This is a genomic window from Coprothermobacter proteolyticus DSM 5265, from assembly GCF_000020945.1.
GTDB lineage: Bacteria > Coprothermobacterota > Coprothermobacteria > Coprothermobacterales > Coprothermobacteraceae > Coprothermobacter > Coprothermobacter proteolyticus.
Genome location: NC_011295.1, coordinates 365,846 through 389,840 on the forward strand (window position 1 = coordinate 365,846; position 23,995 = coordinate 389,840).

At 45.7% G+C, this 23,995-nt stretch carries 29 protein-coding genes and 1 riboswitch; of the genes, 13 read left to right on the top strand and 16 right to left on the bottom strand.

All coding sequences use genetic code 11. The features are described 5' to 3' along the window. Nucleotides 1–36: 36 nt before the first annotated feature. Nucleotides 37–372, bottom strand: coding sequence for a phage holin family protein (locus COPRO5265_RS01840; protein WP_041735575.1), 336 nt, complete (start codon nucleotides 370–372; stop codon nucleotides 37–39). Nucleotides 373–461: 89 nt separating this feature from the next. On the opposite strand from COPRO5265_RS01840, the gene COPRO5265_RS01845 reads away from it, so the two are divergent. After that, on the top strand, nucleotides 462–2,105 hold the full coding sequence (locus COPRO5265_RS01845; RefSeq protein WP_236608233.1) for a putative manganese-dependent inorganic diphosphatase: 1,644 nt from the start codon (nucleotides 462–464) through the stop codon (nucleotides 2,103–2,105). A gap of 71 nt (nucleotides 2,106–2,176) precedes the next feature. Here the strand turns inward: COPRO5265_RS01845 and COPRO5265_RS01850 are convergent, their stop codons facing one another. Beyond that, nucleotides 2,177–3,073: a zinc metalloprotease HtpX gene (locus tag COPRO5265_RS01850; RefSeq protein ID WP_012544615.1), complete on the bottom strand. Its 897-nt coding sequence runs from the start codon at nucleotides 3,071–3,073 to the stop codon at nucleotides 2,177–2,179. 119 nt (nucleotides 3,074–3,192) lie between these two features. Here COPRO5265_RS01850 and COPRO5265_RS01855 point away from each other — a divergent pair, with 119 nt between their 5' ends. The 3 genes from COPRO5265_RS01855 to ymfI are packed head-to-tail and all read left to right on the top strand — an operon-like array spanning nucleotide 3,193 to nucleotide 7,128. Then, entirely contained in the window at nucleotides 3,193–3,579 is a 387-nt protein-coding gene (locus tag COPRO5265_RS01855; protein ID WP_083760210.1) for a hypothetical protein, read from the top strand. Further along, nucleotides 3,549–6,374, top strand: a complete 2,826-nt coding sequence (gene uvrA, locus COPRO5265_RS01860; RefSeq protein WP_012544006.1) for an excinuclease ABC subunit UvrA — start codon at nucleotides 3,549–3,551, stop codon at nucleotides 6,372–6,374. Before COPRO5265_RS01855 ends, uvrA begins: the two co-directional genes overlap by 31 nt. A 7-nt stretch (nucleotides 6,375–6,381) precedes the next feature. Then, nucleotides 6,382–7,128 carry an elongation factor P 5-aminopentanone reductase gene (gene ymfI, locus COPRO5265_RS01865; protein ID WP_012544855.1) on the top strand — a complete coding sequence of 249 codons (747 nt, stop codon included), beginning with the start codon at nucleotides 6,382–6,384 and terminating at the stop codon, nucleotides 7,126–7,128. On the opposite strand, the gene COPRO5265_RS01870 is transcribed toward ymfI, so the two are convergent. From COPRO5265_RS01870 to COPRO5265_RS07635, 5 genes are read right to left on the bottom strand one after another with little or no spacing between them, the layout of a single operon-like run. After that, on the bottom strand, nucleotides 7,125–7,685 hold the full coding sequence (locus COPRO5265_RS01870; protein WP_083760211.1) for a hypothetical protein: 561 nt from the start codon (nucleotides 7,683–7,685) through the stop codon (nucleotides 7,125–7,127). The two genes, ymfI and COPRO5265_RS01870, sit on opposite strands and share 4 nt — an antisense overlap. Beyond that, nucleotides 7,670–8,413 (bottom strand): DUF72 domain-containing protein, encoded by a 744-nt coding sequence (locus tag COPRO5265_RS01875; RefSeq protein WP_012544310.1) that lies wholly within the window; start codon nucleotides 8,411–8,413, stop codon nucleotides 7,670–7,672. Before COPRO5265_RS01875 ends, COPRO5265_RS01870 begins: the two co-directional genes overlap by 16 nt. Further along, nucleotides 8,404–9,678, bottom strand: a complete 1,275-nt coding sequence (locus COPRO5265_RS01880) for a hypothetical protein (protein ID WP_236608234.1) — start codon at nucleotides 9,676–9,678, stop codon at nucleotides 8,404–8,406. The genes COPRO5265_RS01875 and COPRO5265_RS01880 overlap by 10 nt, the downstream gene beginning before the upstream one ends. A 26-nt stretch (nucleotides 9,679–9,704) precedes the next feature. Beyond that, nucleotides 9,705–11,312: a two-component system sensor histidine kinase NtrB gene (locus COPRO5265_RS01885; RefSeq protein ID WP_012544734.1), complete on the bottom strand. Its 1,608-nt coding sequence runs from the start codon at nucleotides 11,310–11,312 to the stop codon at nucleotides 9,705–9,707. Further along, nucleotides 11,309–11,443 carry a hypothetical protein gene (locus COPRO5265_RS07635; protein WP_269077301.1) on the bottom strand — a complete coding sequence of 45 codons (135 nt, stop codon included), beginning with the start codon at nucleotides 11,441–11,443 and terminating at the stop codon, nucleotides 11,309–11,311. The genes COPRO5265_RS01885 and COPRO5265_RS07635 overlap by 4 nt, the downstream gene beginning before the upstream one ends. A 36-nt stretch (nucleotides 11,444–11,479) precedes the next feature. Here COPRO5265_RS07635 and COPRO5265_RS01890 point away from each other — a divergent pair, with 36 nt between their 5' ends. Then, nucleotides 11,480–12,019, top strand: coding sequence for a LemA family protein (locus COPRO5265_RS01890; protein ID WP_012544091.1), 540 nt, complete (start codon nucleotides 11,480–11,482; stop codon nucleotides 12,017–12,019). A gap of 119 nt (nucleotides 12,020–12,138) precedes the next feature. Here the strand turns inward: COPRO5265_RS01890 and COPRO5265_RS01895 are convergent, their stop codons facing one another. The 4 genes from COPRO5265_RS01895 to COPRO5265_RS01905 form a co-directional block, all read right to left on the bottom strand. Then, the gene (locus COPRO5265_RS01895; protein WP_012544573.1) at nucleotides 12,139–12,588 is read right to left on the bottom strand and encodes a glucosaminidase domain-containing protein; all 450 of its coding nucleotides are present in this window, start codon (nucleotides 12,586–12,588) and stop codon (nucleotides 12,139–12,141) included. Then, entirely contained in the window at nucleotides 12,569–12,742 is a 174-nt protein-coding gene (locus COPRO5265_RS07465; RefSeq protein WP_012544653.1) for a YvrJ family protein, read from the bottom strand. The genes COPRO5265_RS01895 and COPRO5265_RS07465 overlap by 20 nt, the downstream gene beginning before the upstream one ends. Before the next feature lie 106 nt (nucleotides 12,743–12,848). After that, entirely contained in the window at nucleotides 12,849–13,064 is a 216-nt protein-coding gene (locus tag COPRO5265_RS01900; RefSeq protein ID WP_012543815.1) for a DUF2922 domain-containing protein, read from the bottom strand. Between the two features lie 35 nt (nucleotides 13,065–13,099). Next, nucleotides 13,100–13,294: a DUF1659 domain-containing protein gene (locus COPRO5265_RS01905; RefSeq protein WP_041735579.1), complete on the bottom strand. Its 195-nt coding sequence runs from the start codon at nucleotides 13,292–13,294 to the stop codon at nucleotides 13,100–13,102. Between the two features lie 135 nt (nucleotides 13,295–13,429). On the opposite strand from COPRO5265_RS01905, the gene COPRO5265_RS01910 reads away from it, so the two are divergent. Continuing rightward, the gene (locus COPRO5265_RS01910; protein WP_041735580.1) at nucleotides 13,430–13,657 is read left to right on the top strand and encodes a helix-turn-helix domain-containing protein; all 228 of its coding nucleotides are present in this window, start codon (nucleotides 13,430–13,432) and stop codon (nucleotides 13,655–13,657) included. A 29-nt stretch (nucleotides 13,658–13,686) separates the two neighbouring features. Here COPRO5265_RS01910 and COPRO5265_RS01915 read toward each other — a convergent pair whose 3' ends face one another. Next, nucleotides 13,687–15,123, bottom strand: a complete 1,437-nt coding sequence (locus tag COPRO5265_RS01915) for a pyruvate carboxylase subunit B (protein WP_012544511.1) — start codon at nucleotides 15,121–15,123, stop codon at nucleotides 13,687–13,689. Nucleotides 15,124–15,261: 138 nt separating this feature from the next. Between COPRO5265_RS01915 and COPRO5265_RS01920 the strand changes: the two genes are divergently transcribed. Together COPRO5265_RS01920 and COPRO5265_RS01925 are read left to right on the top strand one after the other, a co-directional pair. Next, nucleotides 15,262–15,816, top strand: a complete 555-nt coding sequence (locus COPRO5265_RS01920; RefSeq protein ID WP_012543564.1) for a hypothetical protein — start codon at nucleotides 15,262–15,264, stop codon at nucleotides 15,814–15,816. Then, the gene (locus tag COPRO5265_RS01925; protein ID WP_012543911.1) at nucleotides 15,770–16,660 is read left to right on the top strand and encodes an O-antigen ligase family protein; all 891 of its coding nucleotides are present in this window, start codon (nucleotides 15,770–15,772) and stop codon (nucleotides 16,658–16,660) included. The genes COPRO5265_RS01920 and COPRO5265_RS01925 overlap by 47 nt, the downstream gene beginning before the upstream one ends. Here COPRO5265_RS01925 and COPRO5265_RS01930 read toward each other — a convergent pair. Beyond that, nucleotides 16,628–17,131: an ECF transporter S component gene (locus tag COPRO5265_RS01930; protein ID WP_012544710.1), complete on the bottom strand. Its 504-nt coding sequence runs from the start codon at nucleotides 17,129–17,131 to the stop codon at nucleotides 16,628–16,630. The genes COPRO5265_RS01925 and COPRO5265_RS01930 overlap by 33 nt on opposite strands. Before the next feature lie 52 nt (nucleotides 17,132–17,183). Next, a riboswitch (FMN riboswitch) is annotated at nucleotides 17,184–17,312 on the bottom strand. Between the two features lie 74 nt (nucleotides 17,313–17,386). Between COPRO5265_RS01930 and COPRO5265_RS01935 the strand changes: the two genes are divergently transcribed. The 5 genes from COPRO5265_RS01935 to COPRO5265_RS01955 all read left to right on the top strand — a co-directional run bounded on the left by COPRO5265_RS01935 (nucleotide 17,387) and on the right by COPRO5265_RS01955 (nucleotide 20,180). Continuing rightward, nucleotides 17,387–18,013 (top strand): methyltransferase, encoded by a 627-nt coding sequence (locus tag COPRO5265_RS01935; RefSeq protein ID WP_107763781.1) that lies wholly within the window; start codon nucleotides 17,387–17,389, stop codon nucleotides 18,011–18,013. Nucleotides 18,014–18,041: 28 nt separating this feature from the next. After that, complete coding sequence (locus tag COPRO5265_RS07330; protein ID WP_012544471.1) at nucleotides 18,042–18,389, top strand: glycerol-3-phosphate acyltransferase; 348 nt, start codon at nucleotides 18,042–18,044, stop codon at nucleotides 18,387–18,389. Further along, nucleotides 18,344–19,045: a 16S rRNA (cytidine(1402)-2'-O)-methyltransferase gene (gene rsmI, locus COPRO5265_RS01945; RefSeq protein WP_236608235.1), complete on the top strand. Its 702-nt coding sequence runs from the start codon at nucleotides 18,344–18,346 to the stop codon at nucleotides 19,043–19,045. The genes COPRO5265_RS07330 and rsmI overlap by 46 nt, the downstream gene beginning before the upstream one ends. A gap of 1 nt (nucleotide 19,046) precedes the next feature. Further along, on the top strand, nucleotides 19,047–19,646 hold the full coding sequence (gene mobA, locus COPRO5265_RS01950; protein WP_041735583.1) for a molybdenum cofactor guanylyltransferase: 600 nt from the start codon (nucleotides 19,047–19,049) through the stop codon (nucleotides 19,644–19,646). Between the two features lie 75 nt (nucleotides 19,647–19,721). Then, nucleotides 19,722–20,180, top strand: coding sequence for an Hsp20/alpha crystallin family protein (locus COPRO5265_RS01955; protein WP_012544831.1), 459 nt, complete (start codon nucleotides 19,722–19,724; stop codon nucleotides 20,178–20,180). A gap of 77 nt (nucleotides 20,181–20,257) precedes the next feature. Here the strand turns inward: COPRO5265_RS01955 and murJ are convergent, their stop codons facing one another. The 3 genes from murJ to COPRO5265_RS01970 form a co-directional block, all read right to left on the bottom strand. Further along, nucleotides 20,258–21,814 carry a murein biosynthesis integral membrane protein MurJ gene (gene murJ / locus COPRO5265_RS01960; protein ID WP_236608236.1) on the bottom strand — a complete coding sequence of 519 codons (1,557 nt, stop codon included), beginning with the start codon at nucleotides 21,812–21,814 and terminating at the stop codon, nucleotides 20,258–20,260. A 109-nt stretch (nucleotides 21,815–21,923) separates the two neighbouring features. Then, a complete protein-coding gene (locus COPRO5265_RS01965; protein ID WP_236608237.1) occupies nucleotides 21,924–22,988 on the bottom strand; it encodes a glycosyltransferase family 4 protein in 1,065 nt (354 codons plus the stop codon). A 59-nt stretch (nucleotides 22,989–23,047) separates the two neighbouring features. Then, a complete protein-coding gene (locus COPRO5265_RS01970) occupies nucleotides 23,048–23,992 on the bottom strand; it encodes a glycosyltransferase family 2 protein (RefSeq protein ID WP_012543880.1) in 945 nt (314 codons plus the stop codon). Nucleotides 23,993–23,995: the final 3 nt, after the last annotated feature.

Genomic DNA, 23,995 nt, shown 5'->3' on the forward strand with positions numbered 1-23,995 from the left:
CTTTATTATGTGCTATTCGCGTTTTTAGGCGCTTTGTCAGAGAATCAGTGGCCTGACGAACAGTCCCACTATACTAACGAGGATCCAGGCTATGATGGCTGCTCCAAAGGATTTCAAATAAATACCTGGGACTATTGATGCCATTAGCCAAATAATCAGACCGTTTATGACTAAACTGAATAGCCCCAAGGTCAGTATGTTTATGGGCAACGTAAGCAAGGTCAATATGGGTTTTATGGTAAGCTGAGCCAACGTGAGTACCAAAGCACCCAGAATCATTGCTGTTAAATTGGCATAAGTCAAACCCTTGTAAATCAAGCTCACGATAGCAAGTACCACAAAATTCGCAAGCCATTTTCCCAAAAAGAACATAACATCACCTCCGCTGGCATATGTTAACATACGAAAGCGGTTTTCTTTTGGTTGTCCCAATATTCTCTTTTTTAATTAAAATATGTCACATGTCACACAGCTATAGTCATGAGAATAGGGGCATGAGCATGGATATGGAAATGGTATATGTGGTTGGTCATAAGAATCCTGATACTGATTCTGTGGTTTCAGCAGTGGGTTATGCAGCATTAAAACCGGAGGAATATGTTGCTTTCAGAGCTGGTGAGCCTAACGACGAGACTCTTGAAGTTTTCCAACTTGCCGGTACAGACGTGCCGCCACTTCTTAGTTCTTTGAGATTAACAGCATTGGATATGTCAAAACAACTTACTTCTTTGGATGAAAAAGCGACTTTTTTGGAAGCCTCCAAATTGCTGGAAAAACAAAAAGTGATTCCCGTACTTAAGTCAGACAAACTTTTGGGTATTGTCACTGAGAAGGATCTGTTTCGGGTCATACAAAAAGAGCTTTTTGAAGAGGAAGTGACAGTCCGCCTGGAGCCAGAAGTACTCATAAAAACCATACCGGGGCGCTTCCTTACTCCTCCGCGAGTCATTGAAGGGGTTCCACTAGTGCTAGCTTCTTCTACTGAAACAGCAGGCAACCGTGTACGCAGCAACAATGTAGTTATCATGGGCGATCGCTGGGACTTACTGCCCGTACTGCTGAAGCGTCGTGTGCGTGCTGTCATTTTCACCATGGGTCTTTCCCCCTCGGAAAATGATTTGGAGCAACTGACGGATGCCGGCATCGTGGTTTTTTCTTCTTCTCTTCACACCTATAACACTATTCGTCTCATGTTCATGGCATTCACTGTCAAAGAAGCCATGAACGTAAACCCTGTAACGGTTTCGCCTCAGGACGGTCTGGATTTCCTGCGTCGACTTTCAAACCTGCATAGGCACAGATACTTCCCCGTGGTGGAAGAAGATGGTTCTTTCCGGGGCTTGTTGGAACTGGCTGATTTGGCCAGTCCGCCGCGCAAAAAAGTGTTCCTAGTGGATCACAACGAACCTGGACAAGCTGTAGATGGTTTGCAGGAAGCGCAGGTAATGGGCATCATCGATCACCACCGCCTTGGAGCATTCACCACTGATGAACCTGTGAAGATAATCATTGAGCCAGTGGGATCCACCTCCACCTTGGTGGCTCGAGAGTACTTGCGCCAGAATGCACACATGACTCGGCAGGTGGCAACGCTTCTTTTAGGCGGTCTGGTTAGTGACACACTTAACTTGCAGTCAGTAACCACAACACCTTTGGACGTGGATATTGCTCAGTTCTTGGAAGAAAGAAGTTTTCTTCCCCGTGATGAATTGGCTTCACGGCTTTTTCACGCTCGCGTTCAAGCAGTTTTGCGGGATCCTTCAGCTCTGACTAAAGATTTTAAGCTTTTCACATTCGGTAAAGTGAGGGTGGGGATTGCTCAAATAGAAATTCCTGGAGGTTCCTCCTTGGCCCCTGTTATGAGAGATGCCATAGAAAAAGTCATGACTGAGAAGTTAGAAAAAGAGCGTTTGGATTTAGCATTATTCATGCTGACCGACATTACTCAGAAAGGCACTCTGCTTTTCGCTTTCGGCCAGCGTCACATTGCGCAAATGGTTTGGGCAAAACCATTCAAAGACGGTACAGAATACTTGCCCTCTGTGGTCAGCCGTAAGAAGCAAATAGTACCACTTTTGGAACAAATACTGGGCGGTAACGGCTAGAAAAACATATAAAAAAACTTAAGCCGTTTTACCGCCCTCACCTCCCTTTGTGGGTATAGCTAACAGCTGTATTAGTAAGCTGTCATACTGCGCAGTCTTCTTATGCGTTCCTGCGTAGGTGGGTGCGTAGAAAACAGATTGGTCATCCAATCACCCTTTATATGATTAACTATGAACAGCTCAGCGAAGGCTGGATTCGTCTTAGCCAGAGCGCTCTTAGGCATTTGCTTACCATAAAGTTCTAGTTTTTCCAGAGCACTAGCAAGCGCTTCTGGATTCCTTGTAATTTGAGCACTCCCGGCATCTGCCATGAACTCACGTTCTCGGCTCACAGCTAAACGTATTAGTGTTGCAGCCAGCGGAGCCAAGAATATCAGAAGCAAACCAATGAGGGCAATGATGGGATTGCGGCCCCTATCGTCGCTGTCGCCGAAGCTACCCCAGAACATCATTCGCCAAGACAGATTTGCCAAGTAAGAAATCATGAGCGCCATGGTGGCAGCCATGCTTGTGAGCAATATGTCCCTGTGTTTTATGTGGCTGAGCTCATGAGCTATTACACCAGCCAATTCATCTCTGTTTAGTATTTTCAAAATGCCACGTGTGGCAACGACCACCGCATGATCTGGATCTCTTCCTGTGGCAAAGGCGTTGGGCTCCATGGTCTCCATGATGCCCACCTTCGGCATAGGCAAACCAGCCGCTATGCTAAGTTCCTCTACGATGTTGTAAAGCATTTGTGCTTCTACCGACTCGTTTGGATCAACCAGCCTCGTACCAGTCATGGTTAGCACTATCTTATCGGAGTACCAATAACTTGCCCAAATTTGCACCAGTGCCATGACCAGCGCTATGGTCATCCACAAGCTAACGTTTCCAAATAGATAACCTATTACCCATCCCAATGCAAGTACCAGTGCGCCAAACCATATCATCAGTAAAAAGGTTTTTAGCCTGACGTTGCGCATGGTGTCGGTTACACTAACAGCCAATACTTATCACCTCGGTTAGATTATACCCAGCTATTTCAGGAATTAAACCTATTTTTAAGTGGTTAGACGTTTTTCAGCTTATAATACTTTCGGAAATGGTAAATCGAGAAAAACTTCTTACACTCATACAATCAGCTTTTCATGAAGGTGGTCTGCTTTTGGAGAACGGTGCCCTTAGGGCTGCTGCAAACCGTTTCTACACTGGTGCCATGTATGGAGTCATGCTGTTCTTGGACGAGCCAGTGCAAGCTGATGAGACTATTTGGCGGCTTGGCTCAAGGTACCTTAGAAAGAGCGCTAAAATTTATAAGACGTCGTTGGAAATAAGAAAACTTCGAGGCTCAATCGAATTCAGCATCGAACATGAGCCCTCTTTGTCTGATGTTAAAAGGCTCAGTAAGTTGTGCCACGTGCTTAGTACGTGGTGTATGGAACAAACAAAGGAACCCTTATGGAACGAGAAATCATACTCCGTGGAGTAAGACATCACAATCTCAAGAATCTTTCTCTGAACATACCCAGGGAAAAATTCATCGTAGTTACTGGTATTTCTGGTAGCGGTAAGTCCACTTTGGCTTTTGATGTACTGTATGCGGAAGCTCACCGACGCTTTATTGAATCACTGAGCGGCTATGCCAGGATGTTTCTGGGTATCATGCAAAAACCTGATGTGGACTACATCGAGGGCATACCACCAGCCATATCAGTAGAGCAGAAGACGGCTTCACATAACCCACGTTCCATTGTTGGCACGGTAACCGAAATTTATGACTACTTACGTCTGCTGTTTGCTCATGTGGGTGTGCCTTACTGCCCTGAGCACCGAATTCCCATGCTACCCGTTACCGTGGATGAAATTGTGGACAGGGTACTTACAAATTACGCAGGTGAGCGCATTTACGTGCTCGCACCGGTAGTACGTGGAAAAAAAGGTGAGCAAAAGAAACTCATAGAACAAATAGCCAAGATGGGTTACACCAAAGTGTTCCTTGATGACATTCTCTACGATGTGGACGAACCTGTGGAAATCGATAAGAACCAACGTCACACGTTGGAAGTGGTAACGGACCGGCTCACAGTGAAGGCTGAGAACCGTTCCAGAATTGCCGATGCTGTGGAACAAGCTTTTAAGCTTGCAGAAGGGGTCGTGGCAATCACGACCGAGGAGGGTAAGGAGTATTTTAGCCAGCAGATGGCTTGCCCCATATGTGGTAGGACTTTACCTGAGCTCTCACCTAGGTTGTTTTCTTTCAACTCACCCTATGGTGCTTGCGAAGTATGTAACGGTCTGGGATTCCAAACCAAAGCATCAGAGGATTTGGTAGTGGACCATGAAAGCCCACTGCTGGAAGCCATTATTCCTTATCGCGATAATGAGTTTTATCAGCAAATGCTTCATGCATTGGCGCGTGAGTTTCACATTGACCTGAAGAAGCCCTTCAAAGACCTTCCTGAAGATGTAAAAGAAGGCATCCTTAGGAAAGGTTTTGGACGTGTTAAACTGCCCATCTATTTGGAAAATGGCCGGGAAATACATGTGCAGTTCAGACCCGTGCTACCAGAAATCGAGCGGCGCATAAAAGAAACGGCAAGCGAAGATGTTTTTAACTGGTATTACCGGTATGTGGAAGAGGTACCTTGCGATGCATGTGGTGGCGCTCGGCTTAGGCCCGAGGCTTTGTGGGTGGAAATCGATGGGCTGAACATTTATCAAGTGAGCAGTATGGATTTCAAGCACTTCTTAGGTTGGCTTGAGAGTCTCCACATCACTGGTGCCAGAAGCCAAGTGGCTCAGCCAATCATGCAGGAGCTCATCAAAAGGGTAAATTTTGTGGTGAACATTGGTTTGGATTACATTCAAGTAAACCGTCGTATGGATACTCTTAGCGGTGGTGAAGCTCAGCGTGTACGTTTGGCATCTCAACTGGGTAGCGGACTAACAGGTGTGCTCTACGTTTTGGATGAACCATCCATAGGACTGCACAGCCGTGATACAGAGAGATTGGTTTCCATACTACGCTCTTTGCGTGATGAGGGTAACACTGTGGTTGTGGTGGAACACGACAACGACATCATTGAATCATCGGATCACGTAATCGATTTAGGACCCTACGCAGGTAAAAGGGGCGGAGAAGTGGTTTTTCAAGGTAGCCCTGAAGAGCTTAAGAAAGCTGATACTCTCACTGGCCAATACGTATCTGGTCGGAGGCAAATACAGGTTACCCAGAAGAGGCGTGCACCCCAAGGTTGGGTGCGAGTTCAAGATGCATCTTTGAATAACTTGAAGCACATCGATGTGGGTTTCCCGCTGGGCTGTTTCACCGTGGTCACAGGTGTTTCTGGTTCTGGAAAGTCCTCTTTGGTCATTGATACTCTTTACAAAGCACTGGAGAACTACCAAAGCAGAAGAAAAGTGACCAGTGTGCGCCTAAGGAATTTGGAAATTCAGGGGGACATAAAACATACGGTTTTGGTTGATCAAAGCCCCATCGGACGTACTCCGCGTAGTAACCCCGCCACCTATACGGGTGTGTGGACACCCATACGTGAACTTTTTGCTACCTTGCGGGAAAGCAAGGAACGAGGTTACAAAGCTAGCCGCTTTTCTTTTAACGTGCCCAGTAGCAGGGGCGGTGGAAGGTGCGAAGCCTGTAAAGGTGAAGGACAGACCAAAGTAGAAATGGCTCTTCTGCCTGATGTTTACGTGACTTGTGAAGTTTGCGGCGGTAAGCGGTTCAACAAAGAAACCCTGGAAGTTAAGTACAAAGGACTCAGCATTGCTGATGTGCTGGAACTCACTGTTGATGAAGCACTGGAAGTTTTCGAGAACATCCCCGCCATAAGAAGAGGTCTCGAGGTTTTGCAGGCTGTGGGTTTGGGTTATATTGAGCTTGGGCAACCTGCTCCCACACTTAGCGGTGGCGAGGCGCAGCGTGTCAAACTTGCTACTTACCTAAAATCCAGAGCTAAAGATTACGTGTTCATTTTGGACGAGCCCACCACGGGTTTGCACAGTTACGACGTCGAGATGCTCCTCCAAGTACTCCACAAGCTTGTGGATCAGGGAAACACAGTCATTGTTGTGGAGCACAACCTTGATGTGGTAGGAAACGCTGATTACATTGTGGACTTAGGGCCCGAAGGTGGCGACGAAGGTGGTTACGTCATCTTTGCTGGCACCCCAGAAGAGCTGGTGAAGCAGGAGCATTCCTACACCGGTCAGTACTTGCGTCTGTACTGGGAACGCTTCAAACCACAGCTTATTTTGTCGCATTAACAAAGTCATGAGGTATACAGGCAAAGCAGCATTAGTAACGGGTGGTTCTCGTGGCATTGGCGCTGCCGTGGTTAAGCGTTTAGCGCAGGAAGGACTCAAGGTGGCTTTCTTTTACAGGCAGCGAATGGACAAAGTAGAAGAGCTGCTTGAGTGGGCACGAGATGCTCAGCTTACCGTGGTGCCCATCAAGGTGGACATAACTGATCCTAGAAGTTTGCTTAGCGCTATTACCGATGCAAAAGCCAACGTAGGTCCCATCGATTACCTGGTGAATAATGCTGGCGTGTCACATTACAAATTGCTTACTGAAGAAGAAGAACGAGAACTTGAGGAAGTCTTACGCACCAATTTAGAATCAGTCATATTGCTTACCAGAGAAATAGCAAAAGGCATGGTCATACGCAGTTTTGGTTCCATTGTGAACATTTCCTCTATTTGGGGCCTCTATGGAGGTTCATGTGAAGCAGTCTACGCTGCCACAAAAGGCGGCATTATCAGCTTTACCAGATCACTTGCCAAAGAGCTGGGTCCCAGTAATGTACGTGTGAACTGTGTAGCTCCTGGTGTGGTGCGTACCGACATGATGCTAAACCACTTCACTGAAGAAGAAATCGCTCAGCTGTGCCAGCGAATTCCCTTAGGCAGGTTAGCTCATCCTGAAGAAGTTGCGTCTGCAGTGGCCTTTTTGCTTTCCGATGAAGCTAGTTACATAAGCGGCAGTGTTTTGGAAGTCTCCGGCGGTTTTATTTCTTAGTAGGCTATTTCATCATCAAAATCAGGTGTTGGCTCTTTTTTTGTGCCAACTGCCACAGCTAAGGATTCTTCACCCACGCTTTTGAGGATCACATACGGGTTCACAAACCCCAGTTTAAGTAGGAGCGGTAAGCTATCACGAGAAGATTGCTCCATCAAGGTTTTTCTGTAGCGTTCCACAAGCTGCTGTTCAAAGGGCAGTAGGACCTCCACTCTGCCATTCTCTGGCAGAAGGTAGTATGCTTCTACCAAGTAACTTTCCAAATGCTTTGGCGTGGGTATAACAAACACTCTGTCCAGGGTAGTGCTTCTCACACTGCGCAGACGCGACATTCTTGTGATTATGGTTCTGTGCATGATGTCTTTGTCTTTAAGCTGTTCATGCCACAATTGTGGTTTACTGGTAACCAAAAGCAGCCAGCCATATGTTCCTACTTCATTCAGAAAACTAACCACCAGATTGTACGCATCGCGCTCCTCTAGTGCGTCCACAGATATTAAAGCAACGTTCTGGTTCGGTTTTAGATTTAGCGCTTTCGGGATTAGTCTGTATTCCATAGTTCAAGTAGCATTTGGGCGTTCTTAAATGCCTTTCCCTGATAATGGTTGTTGAAGTAAAGTAGGTACCTATCACTTCTAGTTTCTTTTATCTCTTTTACAAGCTCCGTCAGTTCTTGCTCACTGTAAAGGTAATCATATCGCTCATATGCTTCCTCATGCTGCCACCATTTTTCAGTATTCCTACCGTGGAAACGCATGTACAGGGTCTGCGTAGGTATGATTTTCTTTAAGTAGGGCGAATCTAACGATACGGGGACAAAGCCGAAGTCTTGTGATATTCTAACTAAATCTTCATCAAACCAAGCTGGATGCCTCATCTCTACAGCTTTTTCAAAAGGTATGGCTTCCAACACTTTCTGCAAGTAGCTAATGTTTTCCGGTGTCTTGTGAAAAGAATAGGGAAACTGCAAGAGCAGTATAAGGCCGTGTCCATTTTCTGGTATGGTGCTCACAGCATCCAGCATCTGTGGAAGCGGCTCTGTATTCCCTTTGTGGGTAATCTCTTGGTACACCTTCATGGTAAAGAGGAAGCCTTTGGGCGCTCTTCTGCATAAACTGTCTATGGTTTTCTTGCTTGGAATGGCATAAAAACTGCTGTTTATTTCCACCGTATTGAAAACGGTAGCGTAATAGTCAAACCATCGTGTTTTTTTCAGCGTTTCAGGATAAACGGCTCCCACCCAGTCTTGGTAAGAAAAGCCGCTTGTACCAACTCTCAGCTCCATATGTCCTGCCATCTCCTTACCACAGTGAAAGCTCCGGCTATGAGCGCCACAGAAAAGGAAGACCACAGTATGTACATGCTCAGGGAGCTGGTCACAATTAAGGTTCTTCTCGCTCCAAACAGCCCCATCCATATGAGAACCACTGCTGCTGACATGTAGAATATGGATTCCGTGTCCATATCTGGAAATAGAAGGGCTATAGGCACTGTAGCTAAGGCCGGACCTATCAAGAACAGTGGGGTGAACTTGAACAAGAATCCGCCAAGCAAAGCGGAAAGAAGCATGAGCCCAATACTCACAGGTATCATCCTTACATTGAATCGCCAGACTAAGAACAGTGCACCCAGCACAAACCAGTACCACCGTTGAGACAAATCCAGAAGCCATTTCTTTCTTGCTGTGCTGTCAATTTGATTCATGGCTTGTGTGATCATTTCTTGCTCTTCCTTAAATGTTTTTTCGTATTCTCCTTGGTAGTAACTGATACCCGGTTTGTAACTATCTATGTCACTAAGGTTACTAGTGCCGAACAGGTAGGTGGAAAACCCATCAGCCAGCACCAGTTTTTGCCTCAGCAAAAAGAAGTTTCGATAAGCTTTTAGTTCCATATCAAAGGGGAATATTTCCCAAGGTACACTACCGATGCACCCAGGCGGATAGGGTGTGCCAGCTAAGTTAGCAACCAGTGGCATCACATCATAAACCTGCATGCGCACGCTGGTTTTAGCAGGGAGTTTTTCTTTTACCAGTACCAGTCCGTACAGGTTGACTGCCCCGTGATTTATCTCCAGAGCTAAGTCTCCCGGCTTTAGCTCTGTTACTTCTTCTGCGAAGGTTATTTCCAGCTTTTCACCTTTTGCAAGGCGATTTAAGAAACCAAGGTTTTCAGGTACGTTGCTCAAGGTGGCGTATCCATCCAGATGACTAAGTGTGTACAGATAAGGCGCACTGTTATTACTTCTGAAGTTGTTAATGCCGGCATGAGCACCTGTGAGAATGTTCACCACGGTTTGCTCTTTTGTCCAGGTGATGGGCACCCTTATGTGCGACTCTAAGTCACTTTCTTGTTTTGCTGTTTCTGCCACGCGGCTGGTAAATATTATTCTGGTCTTTTCCTGTGCTGGTGGCGGTGCAAATACTGGTACATCTGAAAGCTTCACTGCCCAGCTATTTCTGGGAATGTAGTCCATCAGCGGTAGCAGCATAACAAATATGCACACAGTGACAAACATTATCAGGTACATGAGCTTGTTCATCCCGGTCATAGTCTGTATCCCGCCGTCACTGCCCCTTAATAGTTACCTGTGGTGCCAGAACCGTTTGGGAAGATGATTTCAAAAACCGTTTTTCCACTCGATTGCTTCACTGAAATGCTACCACCTTGTATCTCTGCTGCGCTTCTCACAATAGCCAGTCCCAAACCTGTGCCTGTGCTCTTTGTGGTGTAGAAGGGTTCAAAAATCTTTCCCAAATCTTCTTGAGGTATGGGAGTGCCGTTATTGGCCACTCTCAAAACCAAGTTTTGTCCTTCTCTTCTTGCTTCCACCCACACCTGTGTGGCTCCAGCGTCAAATGCGTTGCCCACCAGATTGCTCACTATTTGCAGCAAGTACTCCTCATCCAAGTTCCATACAAGGTTTTTTGGTATGTCCAGCGTAATCTGTGGGTTCTCTCCGAAATGTTGTGTGGCGAACTCATAAAGGTTTATGGGTTTCTTCTCAGCTGTTCTGGGTCTAGCGTAAACCAGCATGTCTCTTACAAGTTTTTCTACACGTTCTTGTTCTCTTAATATTTTTTCTGCATATGCTTTATCTTCTGGGCTACCCTGTTTTAGGATCATCTGCGAAAAGCCCCTAATGGCTGTTAACGGGTTTCTTATCTCATGAGCAATACCTGCTGAGAACCTACCCAAGGCAGCCAGGCGTTCTTGAAGAGCCATAGCTTCTCTCATGTTTATAATATCCGTCAAATCTTCAGCCACCACTATGAGCTCGTCCTCAGACACTCTAAGAAATGTAAGAGAAATGTTCTTGTCATTTGTTCTTATGTTCTCATGATAGTAATCTGGTGTGTCAGTGGAGATGCGATTTTCTAAGTCAGGCAGCAGTTTTTCCATAATGGGGTTTTTCAGTATGATCTCATGATTCTTTACCAGTGCCAGTCCCACAGGACTGTTCTCCATAACTGCATTTAATGCCTGAGTTCGTTCCTTTAGCTCTGCAGCTAACTCGTTTGCAGTGCTTGCAATGAGCCCTATTTCCCCTCTGAAGGTGCCTACTGGGAGCTGACTTTCCTTCAAAGAGGGCAGCTGCTTCACCAAATTCACAATGTCCCTGTTCACACTTTCAATGACAAGGAAAGCTAGTAGCACAGCCAGTAGAAGAATTCCTCCCACAGCACCCAGTATCGTGTTTCTCGTCTTTGTAAAGCTGGCTCTGAGGTCATCTGCAGTTTCCCAAATCCTGGCAGCACCAATTTGCTCACCAGCCCAGTAAATGGGGGCAGAAATCTCCACGCGGGTCTTTCCCTCTGCCTCTGGGTTTTTCACTTCAGCAATGGGTCCACCTAGCAAAGAAATTGAGTAAGAAAGCCCCAGTGTGGGCATTGCATTTTGCAGTGCCTGATTGTAAGGTAGCAGGGCAGCGGTAAGCCTAACTCGTGCTTCTTCCTGAAGTTGGACATCACCTCTTAAGGCATTAGTTATGAGTGAGTCTTTGTCCTGCTGGGGTGCAACGGCTTCGAAGTTCTTTACCATCAAGTTCAGCACGCCCTGTAGTTTGGTTTCTCTTTCCTGAAGGTAAATGTTCCACATGTTCGTAGAAAAGAGCCATGTTATAAGGAACACTGCTAGCAGCAATGGGACAATGGCTACAATCCAAAAACGTACTCTAAGACTCATGTGTTCCTACCTGCTTTACCCCAGTTTTTGTTTAGCTTCTTTTTATCATTCACAGTAGCGGTGTCGATGGGGTCAGTGTAGTAATGGCATTGTACTGAAAACCTCACTTGAATTAACGATGTTTTCTTCATGGTTTATGTTATTATACGTCAAGGAGGTGATGCTCAATGTGGATTGCAATTGTAGTTCTGGTCTTAGTACTCATCGTCATTTGGATTTATAACCGTTTGATCCAGCTGAAAAACCGCGTACAGAATGCTTGGCATCAAATTGAGGTCCAACTTCAGAGAAGGCATGACTTAATACCTAACTTGGTAGAAACGGTAAAAGGTTACGCGTCACACGAAAAGGAAACCTTCGAAAGGGTGGTCGCTGCCAGAAACAAGGCCATGTCAGCTAACACACCAGGGGAAATGGGCAGGGCTGAGGGCGAATTAACGCAAGCTTTGGGACGCCTTTTTGCTCTGGCAGAAAGTTACCCTGAACTAAAAGCCAACGAGAATTTTATACGACTTCAAGAAGAACTTACCAGCACTGAAAATAAGGTTGCCTATGCCAGGCAAGCTTATAACGATACCGTCATGATGTTTAACCAAACCATACAAATGTTCCCTTACAATTTGCTGGCAGGCCCAATGAATTTGAAGCCTGCTGAATACTTCGAAGCTGAAGAAGAAGCTCAAAATGTCCCCAAAGTGGAGTTTTAGCTCTTAACTGTTAACGAGCTGCCACTCTTCGTTCCCATAGCATATTGCTTGTCATGTGCACAGGAAGAAGGGCACCTTCTCCTAAGGAAGGGGCCCTTCTTCTTTTTGCTGTTATTATGTTATTGAGCACGCCGCCTCAATGTGGCAGCCACGCTGCATACCTTTTGTGTCCATTGTGGATCACTTGCCCACAAGCTTCCCATGGCTTTAAGGGTGCCACCTTTGTAGTAAGCGCCTCCCGCTGTTGCGTACCTGGTTCTGATGTACTCTGCTACAAAGAAAATGCCTTCCTCATAGCTGATAAACACCTTCGCTCCTGATGGGTTTCTGTCATATGCCTGAAAGCCGAACAAATTCTTTGTGCGTTTACTTAGTGCTGACTTGCCCCAACCACTTTCCAGCACTGCCACGCTGGTGAGTAGCAGCGCATTTACCTTGCTTAGTTTCTCAGCACAAACGAAGGTGGGAGCCAGTACTTCCATGGGTGTGCCTTTTAGCCCTTTTTGTAGTTCCAGCCAAGTAAGTTTGCTTTCGCTGAGAATCTTCGTATCAGGTGTCAATTCCCACATTGGTTCTCACCGCCTCCTTTAGTAGTGCAATTTCTTGTGAAAGATCTTTTATGGCAAGTAGCAGTTGCGCCAGTGTTTTGTTTATTTCCACGATAAAGTAGGCAGCCACTGCTATGGGGAAACCCAAGCTGCCAACTATTTGAATAATGTCCATGTTGTATGTTGTTCCTCCTTTCTATCTTTGGTTGCGTTTCATCAGTAAAAGAAAAGAGCAGGAGGGAGCTAAAGCCCCCTCCTCCAAAAACGTTCTGAACCGCTCATTAAGGCAGCATGTCCGTTGCGGTACGCTCCACGTAATTTGCATCAACAAGCTGAACGGGTTTTCCCAATTTTTCGCTCTTGATTACTCCTGTAACCACTATGGCGCTAGCAGCTTCTTGTATTTGCTGCGTTGTTAGATCCATTACTGGATCAGGGATTCTCAGAACCATGGTTTTGTCCATGTCTGTTTTAAAGCTCAGATTCAATGTAACCATGTGCATCATTCCTCCTTTCGTTTTTCATTGGTTAATTAGGGTAGTAAGTTGTTTACTACCATGAGCTGCACACCAGTAGTTACTCTGGTGGTCAGTGTGCCCAGGGCATTGGTTAGCTCCATAATGCTGGTAGCCGTTGCCGTTGGGTCGATGTTGTTCAGTGACCAAAGGCGTTTCTTGCCTTCACTGTTCAACCACACAATCCTTACTGTTCTCTTCACTTCTTCCATTTCTAAACTCACCTCCTGTTCTTGTGAACATGGTAGTAGTATAGGCATACATTTGTATGCTATCCTATAGCCTGTAGACCAAGTTTTGTTATGTTAGTTTTCTGCCAAAAAGGCGAAAGGAGTAAGGAAAGGGCTATGAAGCTGAACAGAAAAAGGCTAATTCAAATGTGTGTAGAACGGGGTTGGAGTTTGTACCGCTTGGCCATTGAAGCTGGGGTAGACCCCAGCCATCTGTACCGTATCCTGAGTGGGAAAAGGGGAGCGGGAGTGAATACCGTCTTTAAGATTGCTCAGACCTTGGGATGTTCACCTTTGGATCTCATATACAATGAAGAACCTGCCGACCCAGATAACCGCAAGTGACAGCATGGTCGGCAGGCCCCGCTCTAAAGTTAGTTCAGTCTTACTTTGTATGTGGTGTCCCCTATGTCCACTTCAAAGACTTTTTTCTTGAGCGGCAAGTCTTTGGATGTGAATTCAGGTTGTATCTCGCCTCTGAAGAACCTCAATGCCACATCAGGGAATATGGTGTAGGTGAGCACATCTTCTTCCTTCTTGAGTAAACCCATCTTCTTGAGTTCTTCACGACGTCGTTCTAACTCAGGCTCCAACAGGTCTGCTGGCCTTACTGTTATGATTTGGTCTTTCCAGTTCGGTCCAAACACCTTTTGTAGCACGTCTTCATCAATGGGGGCAGGCGGTCTTCCGTACATGCCCCTTAGATAATCTTTAGTTTCCTTGGGTACAATCTTGTAACGTTCTCCACCTATTATGTTTGCCACCGATTGACTGCCCACAATCTGGCTCATGGGTGTGACTAAGGGTGGGTAGCCAAATTCTCTCCAGACTACTGGCACTTCTTGCAGTATTTGAGGTAGTTTATCCAGGGCATTCATGTTCCTAAGCTGGGATATCATGTTGCTCATCATTCCGCCTGGTATTTTGTATTCCAAAACCCCTGGGTCAGGCCTAAGCAGCGTCTCTTCATGTAGGTGGCTGTATTTGTTCCACACCACCATGAGCTTTTCCCTTATACGCATAAGCAGTTTTAGGTCATATCCTGTGTCCCACTGTGTGCTTTGTAAAGCGGCAACAATGGATTCCGTGGGCGGCTGGGAAACACCGTTAGCAAAGGGTGACATGCAAGTATCTAAAATATCAATGCCTGCATGAATCGCTTCCATGTAAGCCATCTCTGTCATACCACTGCTGCAGTGGGAGTGTAGCTCCAGTGGTAGATCAATGCCAGCTGCCTTAATGCCCTCAATGATCTCTTTTGCCCGCCTTGGCGAAATAATACCTGCCATATCCTTAATCACCAAAGAATCACAACCCATTTCCGCTAGCTTCTTAAAGTTTTCCACGTAGTACTCTACTGTGTGAACAGGACTTTCCGTGTATGACAGAGCACCCTGGGCATGTCCACCGTATTTTTTCACAGCTTTAATGGGTACTTCCAAGTTTCTCAGGTCATTAAGCGCGTCAAAAATGCGAAAATTGTCAATGCCGTTTTTACGTGACAGACGGATGAACTCCTCTACTACATCGTCAGGAAAGTTGCGGTAAGCAACCAAGTTCATGCCTCTTAGTAGCATTTGCAGGGGTGTCTTCTTAAACTTTTCTCGAAGAACCTGCAGTCTTTGCCAGGGGTCTTCATTGAGGTACCTCATAGCAGCGTCAAAGGTTGCTCCACCCCACACTTCCACAGAGAAGAATCCCACCTCATCCATGAGAGGAGCAACGTCCAGCATGTCTTCTGTGCGCAATCTAGTAGCGAGCAGAGACTGGTGGCCGTCTCTCAATGTTTGATCGTGCAGTTGTATTCCCATGTTTTATCGACCTCCATTTGGTGATGCTATAAACCATTAAAAGCTTGTTAAGCATGACAAGCCAACTTGTCACCATCGCTTACATTCTATAGCAACTGCATACGCGATTTGGTTAAGGTGGTATAGAATACTAACGGTATGAAAACTAAGAATATTGTTTTGCTTATCGTAGTATTTTTCATGGTATTAGGCGCTCCCTTTAGCTGGGCGGCTTCCAGCATTGATCGCCTGGCTTTGGAAAGTTATCCGTCTTTTAAGGCGGAGCGTGTTTACGGTGGGACCGTAGCAGAAGTAACAAGAGAGTATTCAACCTTGCTAAACAGCGTTCCTTATCCGGGATTCGAAGCTCTAAACCTTCGCTATCTGTACATCACTGGCCAAAACGAACCAGTGTGGAAGGCTTGCCAAAATGGTGCAATGTCTTCCTTTTTTACCAGTGTAAGGTTTTACTGTTATGATTTGGCTTGGGCACATGACCGTGAAACAGCCATACAAATGGGCTCGGCTGAACGTTTCTACTATTACGACTTGTTCGTTTACGAGCAAGATCCGCGGGAGCACCTTACGCGCGTCATGCTCACAGCTTGGCGTAACGGCCAAATAATGCGTGAAGCCGCCGCGTTGGCACGTAGCCTTAACTTGCAGGATGTGGCAAACCTTTACGACCACACTACGCAGAGCCCTGCCAACTAAGTGGGAACTGCTGTTCGTTCTCTTTGTAGCTTGTTACAACACGGTGTTTTCTCTTGCGCCCTGGCGTACTCTACTGTTTTGGCTGCTGGTGCCTTTGGTTTACTGCTTTATAGTGTTTGTCATCGCAGTGTTACCAGAACATGTTGACAGTAGAAAATTGGCTTTCATAACAGGCTTTTTTTTGGTGATCAGTTTTCTTTGGACTGTCTATAAAAACGGCGGTGTTGTTAATTTTAGCGGCTGGCGCACCTTTCGACTCACTTTACCCTTTTTTGTCAGCACTACAAGTGCCGCCTTTTTCACATACTTTTTCCTTTATGCCTACAACCAACATGTTTTCTGGGCCGAGCTGTTCAGTTTAGTTTCCTTGCTTCTTACCCAGTCGCGTGGCCCCATTCTTGGACTCGCCATGGCATTTTTGTACGGTGGGGTAAACTTGTATTGGTTCATTGCCCTAACGGCCTTTATTGTTTATGCAATTCCTTACACCCTCAGAGAGTTTGTAGGACCTTATGCTTTCTACACCCAGCGTTTTCATATTTGGCGCGCAGCCTGGGACATGTTTGTCATGAGGCCTTTCAGTGGCGTAGGTTTTGCCACATTCCCTTTGGCTTTAAAGGTCTATTCACATCCTTTTCTGTTTCAGTTCTTTCCGTTCAACCATGCCCACAACATCCTACTTCAGCTTCTTGCAGAACTAGGCATAGCTGGACCAGTAGTTTTCATTATTCTCCTAAAAAACATCTACAGAACGTTCCCACCTGCTGACACAAAGAACGGTTTATTTCTTAGAATGGCACTGGTGTCCTACTTAGGTCGCAATATCTTTGATGTGACTCCGTAAGTACTTTGCTGACATTTCTGCCACAGCCAAGTTTAGGTAAGCCTGTAACAAGTTCACTGGTATTACGCCAATGAGGATGTAAGCTGGAAGCATATGCGTGGGGAGCCCCCACAGCATGGGTGTAAAAACCCAGTTAAAAAGAACCATGACGCCTGTTCTAATGGCTGGCACAAGTATCCACTTCGATTTTGAACCTTTCAGGTAATGGTATGGAATCAGCGTTGCTAAAATGCACACCACTTTGAAAAGCATACCAACAGGGTTTGAGCCTGTTAAGTAGCCCAGAAATGCCCACACGGTGAGTGCCATGAGCGAATCCTCTAAGGGGAATAGCCATGTGCCCAAAAGCAGGAAAGCTTCACCCAAATCCAGTTTTAGAAACTCGTAGTTTGGTACGGGGTAGGGGATTTCCAACTTAAAAAACACGAAAGCCAACGCCACAAAAATGGCTAAGCGGGTTAAACGTTTCATTTCTTCTAAACCCTCCTTAAATGTTTGTTTTTTGCGGTGGAGGGCCGCAATGCATGCCCAACTCCCGTCCGGACTATGAACCGTCGGTGCTGGAATTCCACCAGCTCCACCCTGGTTGCGGGCCAAGGGTTGCGGACTTTTACCGCCGGTACCGGAATTTCACCGGTCCTCGAAGGGCCACCGCCTTCTTTCTGGTGAACATTTTATCACAGTGAAATGTCTTTTTGCTTGTGTCCACACGTATAATTACCTCATATGGATGCTTTCACAGTTGAACCCACCTTTCATAAGGGGCTTTTGGTGGCTCAACCTGTCAGGGGCTACCGGTTTAGCATGGACTCAGTTTTGTTGCCTCACCTCATTGAGGGGCGTTTTGTTACTGCCGTGGAACTTGGTGCTGGCTGTGGCATCATGGCACTTCAACTTTTTGCTCATGGTAAAACCACGCTACTGCATTTAGCGGAATCCAATCCACTGCTATTTGAGGCTTTAAGGCTGACCACAGCGATCAATGCACTGGATGGTTTTTTCATGTTGTATCAAACTGATGTGGAGAATTTGCGTGTAAGTGGCGATTTGGTTTATTTCAACCCGCCCTATGGCAGAGGTAAAGTGGGCAAAGGTGAGCGTTGGCAGCCATTTATGACATTTCTGGAAAAGAACCGCTACAAAGAGGTCGCTTACATTTGCCCTCCTCAACTGGATTCCATATTTTCTCAATTCTTGGGTTCCCGTATGAACCTCAGAAAAGAAGTGCAGATTTGGTACAAACACAGCATGCGCATAGTGAAACAGTGGACTTATGAAAAAGTGACGCCGCTAAGAAAAGCACTTGTAGTTCCCTCAGAAGAAACAGAGCAGATGTACTGGGATTGCCCCTGAGACAATGGCTCTTTGGTAAAATTTAGTCATGCACATTGTCTTTGCATGCATTGTGGGGTTTCTTTCTGGTTCCATTCTTTGGTCTTATTTGCTTGGCCAACTTTTCTATGATGTGGACATACGCAACTACGGTTTAGATAGAAATCCTGGAGCCATGAATGCCTTCAGAGCCAAGGGATTTTGGCTTGGAGCTTCAGGTGGGCTGTTGGACGCGCTTAAGGGCTTTCTTCCTGCCAGTAAACACAAGCGAGCTAGCGCTGCTGTTGTCCTTGATGCACCATCTGTTGGAGCTCTTTACGGTTTCTGTATTGCTCACTGTGGCAACCTAAAATGGAAAGCAGGCAGCGCTTTAAGCTTACTGGAGCAGGACAAATGATCTACTTGGTTGGTACCCCACTGGGGAATTTAGAGGACATAACCCTCAGAGCGATTCGGGTTTTAGGGGAAGCTGACGTGGTAGCGTGCGAGAGCAAAGAAAGAGCACTAAAACTACTATCGCATTTACAGATTAAGAAACCCCTAATTTACTTACGCGAAGCGTCACGCGCGAGTGATGTTAAACGCATCATTGAGCTTCACAAGCAGGGCAAAACTGTTGCTGTAACCACCGACGCTGGTATGCCTGGCATTTCCGACCCTGGTGCCTATTTGGTAAGGGAGCTCAGCGCTCAGGGAATTCCGTTCACTGTGGTTCCAGGGCCCTCCGCTCTGTGCATGTCAATAACTGTTAGCGGACTAGAAGAGCCTTGGGCATTCTTGGGCTTTTTACCTCTTAAGGAAGGCAAACGCCGCAGAGAGCTGGAGAAGTTCTTGCCGTTGAACATTGGCCTTGTCATCTATGAAGGTCCACATCGCGTAGGCAAGCTGCTGTCCTTGCTAAATGAACTCTGCCCTCAGCGTAAGGTGGCTCTTCTTCGGGAACTAACCAAGCTGCACGAAGAAGTGCAGGTGGGCTACCCCCATGAGCTCATTAAAGATTCCTACAAAGGCGAATTTGTGGTGGTGGTCTACCCATCACAGGAAGGTACTTAACATGTCAAGTAGCACTGCTGTGGTCATACTTTGTGGTGGGGTTAGTAGGCGGCTGGGTGTTTCCAAAGCGCTAATGCAGGTTAATGGCAAGCCTTTGTTTAAGGTGGTTGAAGAAAACCTATCCCCTTTGGGCCTACCCGTGTATTTGGTTTCTAAGGTTCCCTTTGAGTCAGGGGGAGTTCCTTTGATTTTGGACATTTTTGAAGCCGATACGCCTCTTGCAGGCGTGCTAACTGCTCTAACCACTTTGCAGTACCAAAACTACCTGTTTACAGCTGTGGACATGCCTATACTACGAAAAGAAGCATCGCTATCACTTTTGAAGCATGCCTATGAGCATGAAAGCTCCGTTTTTTACAGCATAAATGGCTTCTTGCAGCCGTTCCCTTCACTTGTACAAGGCAGCGTGGCCAAGCACATTTTGGCATGCTACCACCAGCACCTTTACAAGCTCACTGAAGTCTTCTCCTCTATTCCTCATGTACTTTTGCCATACACGGGTGATCTAAATGTCTTTCTCAATGTCAACACGTGGAAAGACTGGGAAAGTTTTCAGGCCTCAGCTCCATACTACTTGCCCATGCATGATCACTTTGCATAACCTATACCCCCATCGGGTATATATAAGACTGGAAACAGGAAACCATAAAAACAATGCTAAAGGAGGTGATGGGCCATGCTGAGCAGAAGGTGGATTGATCCCTTCGAAGAAATGAGGTCCATCATTGATGAGATGGATAGAATGATGGAGGAATTCTGGAGCACAGGTATTGAACCTAGCAGGCCAGCACGCAGAGGCTTAGGCAGAAGATTTGTACCACCAGTTGAAGTTACTGAAGATGAAAACAATGTTTACGTTCGTGCAGCAGTCCCAGGCGTACCCAAAGATAAGCTGGAAATAACTGTTGAAGAAGATAGAGTTTACCTCAAAGGAGAACTGCAGGAGCAAAAGAAGGAAGAAAAGGAAGGCGTGTTCTATAGCGAAATGCGGTATGGCACCTTTGAACGTGCCATTGCGCTTCCAACCACAGTAAAGGCCGAAGAAGCCAAAGCTGAGTACCGCGATGGCGTAGTTGAACTCACACTCCCCAAGAAAGCTCCCGAATCCAAGGGAGTAAAGATTAGGCTGGAGTAATCCAGGACACGCTCCTAAAGCAAAAGAGCCGACCCTCAGGATGTCCGGGTCGGCTCTTTTTTATTAGTTGCGACTTACTACGTCTTCGTATACTTTTTAACTTTCTTTAAAGCCATACCTAAGAGGTCTTGCATGTTCTCATCTTTTAGCAGCAATAACCCAGCAAAATAAACCAGAGCTGCTACCACTATTAGCACAATAAGATTCAAGCCTTCATAGGGCAAATACAGCTTCCACACCAAAATGACTAGAAGCATTAGTACTGCTGCAGCTGTGCTCTTCCACAGAGCCTTTACTATCCTCAAAGTTTGTATTTGGTGCCTGCGTGCCCATGATATATATAGCCACAAGCAAAGAACAGTCCAAGAAATAGCAGTACCTATGGCAAACCCTGCTGCATTCATGTGCAGTCTTATCCCAAAAAAGTAGTTCAGAAAAGCGTTTAATACTATGCCGAAGATGTTCCTCTTAAGTGGAGTAATATTGTCTTTCTCTGACAGAAAGACAATGGCGAGAAGGTTTTGCAAGCCCAAGAACGGAACCCCTAAAGCGTAGAAAAGCAAAGCTCCGCTGGTCAGGGTAGCAGCTGCTATGTCGAATGCTCCACGCATGTAAACCAGTTTTACAATGGGTAAAGCAAGCGAGGCAAGGCCAACCGCCGACGGCAGCACAATGAGCCAGATTAGTTGTATGCCGCGGCTAACTGCGCTGGCTTGCTCTGGCCAGTCCATTTTTGCTGATGCGCTTGATATGGCTGGGTACAGCACGCTGGTAATAGGCACGGCAAACAAAGTAATAGGCAAGTTGTAAAGAAGAGAAGCATAGTTTAGAGCTGAGATATTACCTACAGGCAGGAAAGAAGCCATGAGCTGGTCTACCAGAGTAAAGGAGATAATAACGACCTGCCCAGCTAAGATCGGTAGCAGAAACTTTAAGTAATCCGAGACGTATCTATTCCATAAGCCAGAAGGCTTAAGGTTGGCCCTATAGGGCAAGGACATGTAATAGGCAATTGCAAAAGTGGCAAAACCTGTTGTAAGAGCCGATAAAGCCAGAGCCGTTGGTGTGGCACCATGCAGTGCACCCGCTAAAGCAAGTACCAGCACACCAGAGGCTGATGCAAATAAGTTGATACCAATTTGAGGAAGGAAGTTTTCAAATATTTGCAGTAACGTTATTTGCATGGAAGAAAGCACCTGAAACAAAAAGATAAGTGCAGTGAACCGAATAAAGAACACAGTTAGACTCAACCGCTGAGGGTCATTGTAAAACCCTGGTGCCAAGATGGCAATAAATGGCTGAGGCACTATCATCATCAATGCCGTAAAGAGTAAGAGCAGGGTTACAAGCCATCGGTAAATGCTGGAGTATGCCTTCCAGAAAGCTTCTTCACCCTCCTGGTTTCTAAGGTGAATAAGGTAAGGAAGCAGAGAGCTGTTTATGGCACCAAAAAAGGCTGAGCCGATTCTTGTGGGTATCGCTTGGCTCACATTGAAGGCATCTTTTACAACGCCTGCACCAAAGTAAAACGCCGTGAGCATCTCTCTGAAGAAGCCAAACACCTTCGACCACATAGTAGATACAGAGAGTGCCACGACCGATTGTTTTTTGCTCAGATTCAACTTAGAAGCCACGAATTCATTGTAACGCATAGCGTGGAATAGGAAGCTAGTGGCAGCATTCAGTGGAAATTGTCAGTGTGACAAAGACAGTTTGCCTTTACCGATGCAGACGTTAAACCTTTTACCGGCTAAGGAAGAGATCGTAAATCTCTTCCATCTGAGGTATTATGTTTTGCAAGTCGTACTGCTTGACCAATTCTTTGCTTTTTTCTCCCATTGAACGCCGTAAGTTCCCTGAGTTGATGAGACGTTCTATGGCTATGGCAGTTTGTTCTGCGTCATCTAGAGGTACTAGATAACCATTTTCGCCACTCTTCACCAAATCCCTGTTTCCTCTCACGTCTGTAGCTATTATGGGTAAGCCTACCGCCATGGCTTCCATGAGCGCCCTTGTTAGGCCCTCGTGACGTGAAGTGAGTATGAATATATCTGAGGATGCCATAAGTTCGGCCACATCTCTTCGAAAGCCTAAAAAGGACACTTTGTCTTGTAGCATTAGCTCGTTTACAGCCTTCTTTAGTTGCTGCTCACTTTCTCCATTTCCGACGACAAGGTAGTGGAAGTTTGTTTTGTTCAGTTTTGACAAGGCTTTTAGAACTTGAATGTGGTTCTTGCGTGGAATAAGCTCTGCTACAGTGATAAGAACGGTCGACAGTTCAGAAATGCCTAACTCCTTCCTTTTTTCAGACCTGTCTATGCTCGCGCCTCTTTGTTCTAAGTTGGCTATATCTACTCCTACACCAGGTACAAAGAACACTTTTCCGTTTCTCCGTAATTTGAACTTCTGGGCTGCTTTGTAGTCTTCTTCATTTATGGTTATCAGTCCATCAGTCCAGTGTGCAGCAAGCTTCTCCATGTTGTAATAAAGTAGCCAGTTCTTTAGTGGTGCGCCTTTATAGAAGTGGAATCCATGGGCTGTGTAAAGCACCGGATGCGTATTAGTTCGCTGACAGGCAAGACGGGTGATGAAAGCTGCAACAGGCGTATGCACATGAACAAGCGAAAAGCGTATCTCTTTGAGCAGTTTTTCCATTTGTTGTAGCGACTTAAAAACCTTGGGAGAATAAGGGCTCCTACTGAAATCTACATTGTGTTTTATGACGCCAATGTCATCAAACTCTTGCTGCCTATTTCCAAGCTTTGTTGCCACGTGGACTTCATAGTCTTTTCCCTGTAAGAGTTTCATAAAGGGTATGTGAAAGTTTAAGAGGTGGCTTTCGACCGTAGCGACAAAGAGAACTCTCTTCATTTGATCCTATTTCGTTGTTTTCGCTTCGCCCTCATCGCTCTTAGTCCTTTCCACATCTGGAGCAGAATAGCTTTTGGAACTGGTACCACAAAGTAAGGCAAGATGAATGCAAAGTTCTTTGTTTTTTTAAGATACTTTATAGGATACTTTGTAACTTGTTTTATCTGGCCAGAAAGCTTCCCGTAAGAAAATAGCAATAAAGTGAAATATAAAAGTCTTCGAGGACAATAGGTAGCTAGATCGTCGCCAAATTTATCTAAAGTTCTTAAGTATATTGGGAACCAAAGATGAGATTTACTGAGATAGTCACTGCTTACCCTTACTCCTTGGGTAGTGTACTTTCTAAGTGGTAGATGCAAATAAAATACTTTAGAACCTTTAATGGCCTCCCATATAGAGATAGCTTCTCCGCCATAAAGTGCGTCATCAAACTTTAATTTTGGAATCGCTTTTGAAGGATAGAGCCAGAGATATTCTCCTTCGAACTTGCCACATAGGAAATCTTCATAGTGTACCAGCTCACTTTTTCCGCAGTGCTTTCCTGTGTAGTTTCCGTTAGAATCTCTACAGTTGGCTAACACGAAATCAAAATTCCCCTGAGAAGCGATTGAGACAAGCCGCTCAACAGCATCCGGTACCAATGAGTCGTCGTCGTCTAGGATCAAAAAATAATCGCTCTTCACAAAGTCCATGCCATTGTCTTTATTTCCAGCTGGACCGTGTTTGTATCTAGTATTGCATACGTAGCAGATTCTTGAGTCCTTGTTCATGTAACTTTCTACGATTTGTTTTGTCTCTATATCGCAAGCATCATCGGTAACAATAATTTGAAGAATATAAGGGTAAGTCTGTTCCACTGCACTTTCAATAGCTCTACATAGTAGTTTTGGTCTCTTGTATGTCGGTATTACTATGTCAACTGTGATAGGCTGTTTCTCCATATT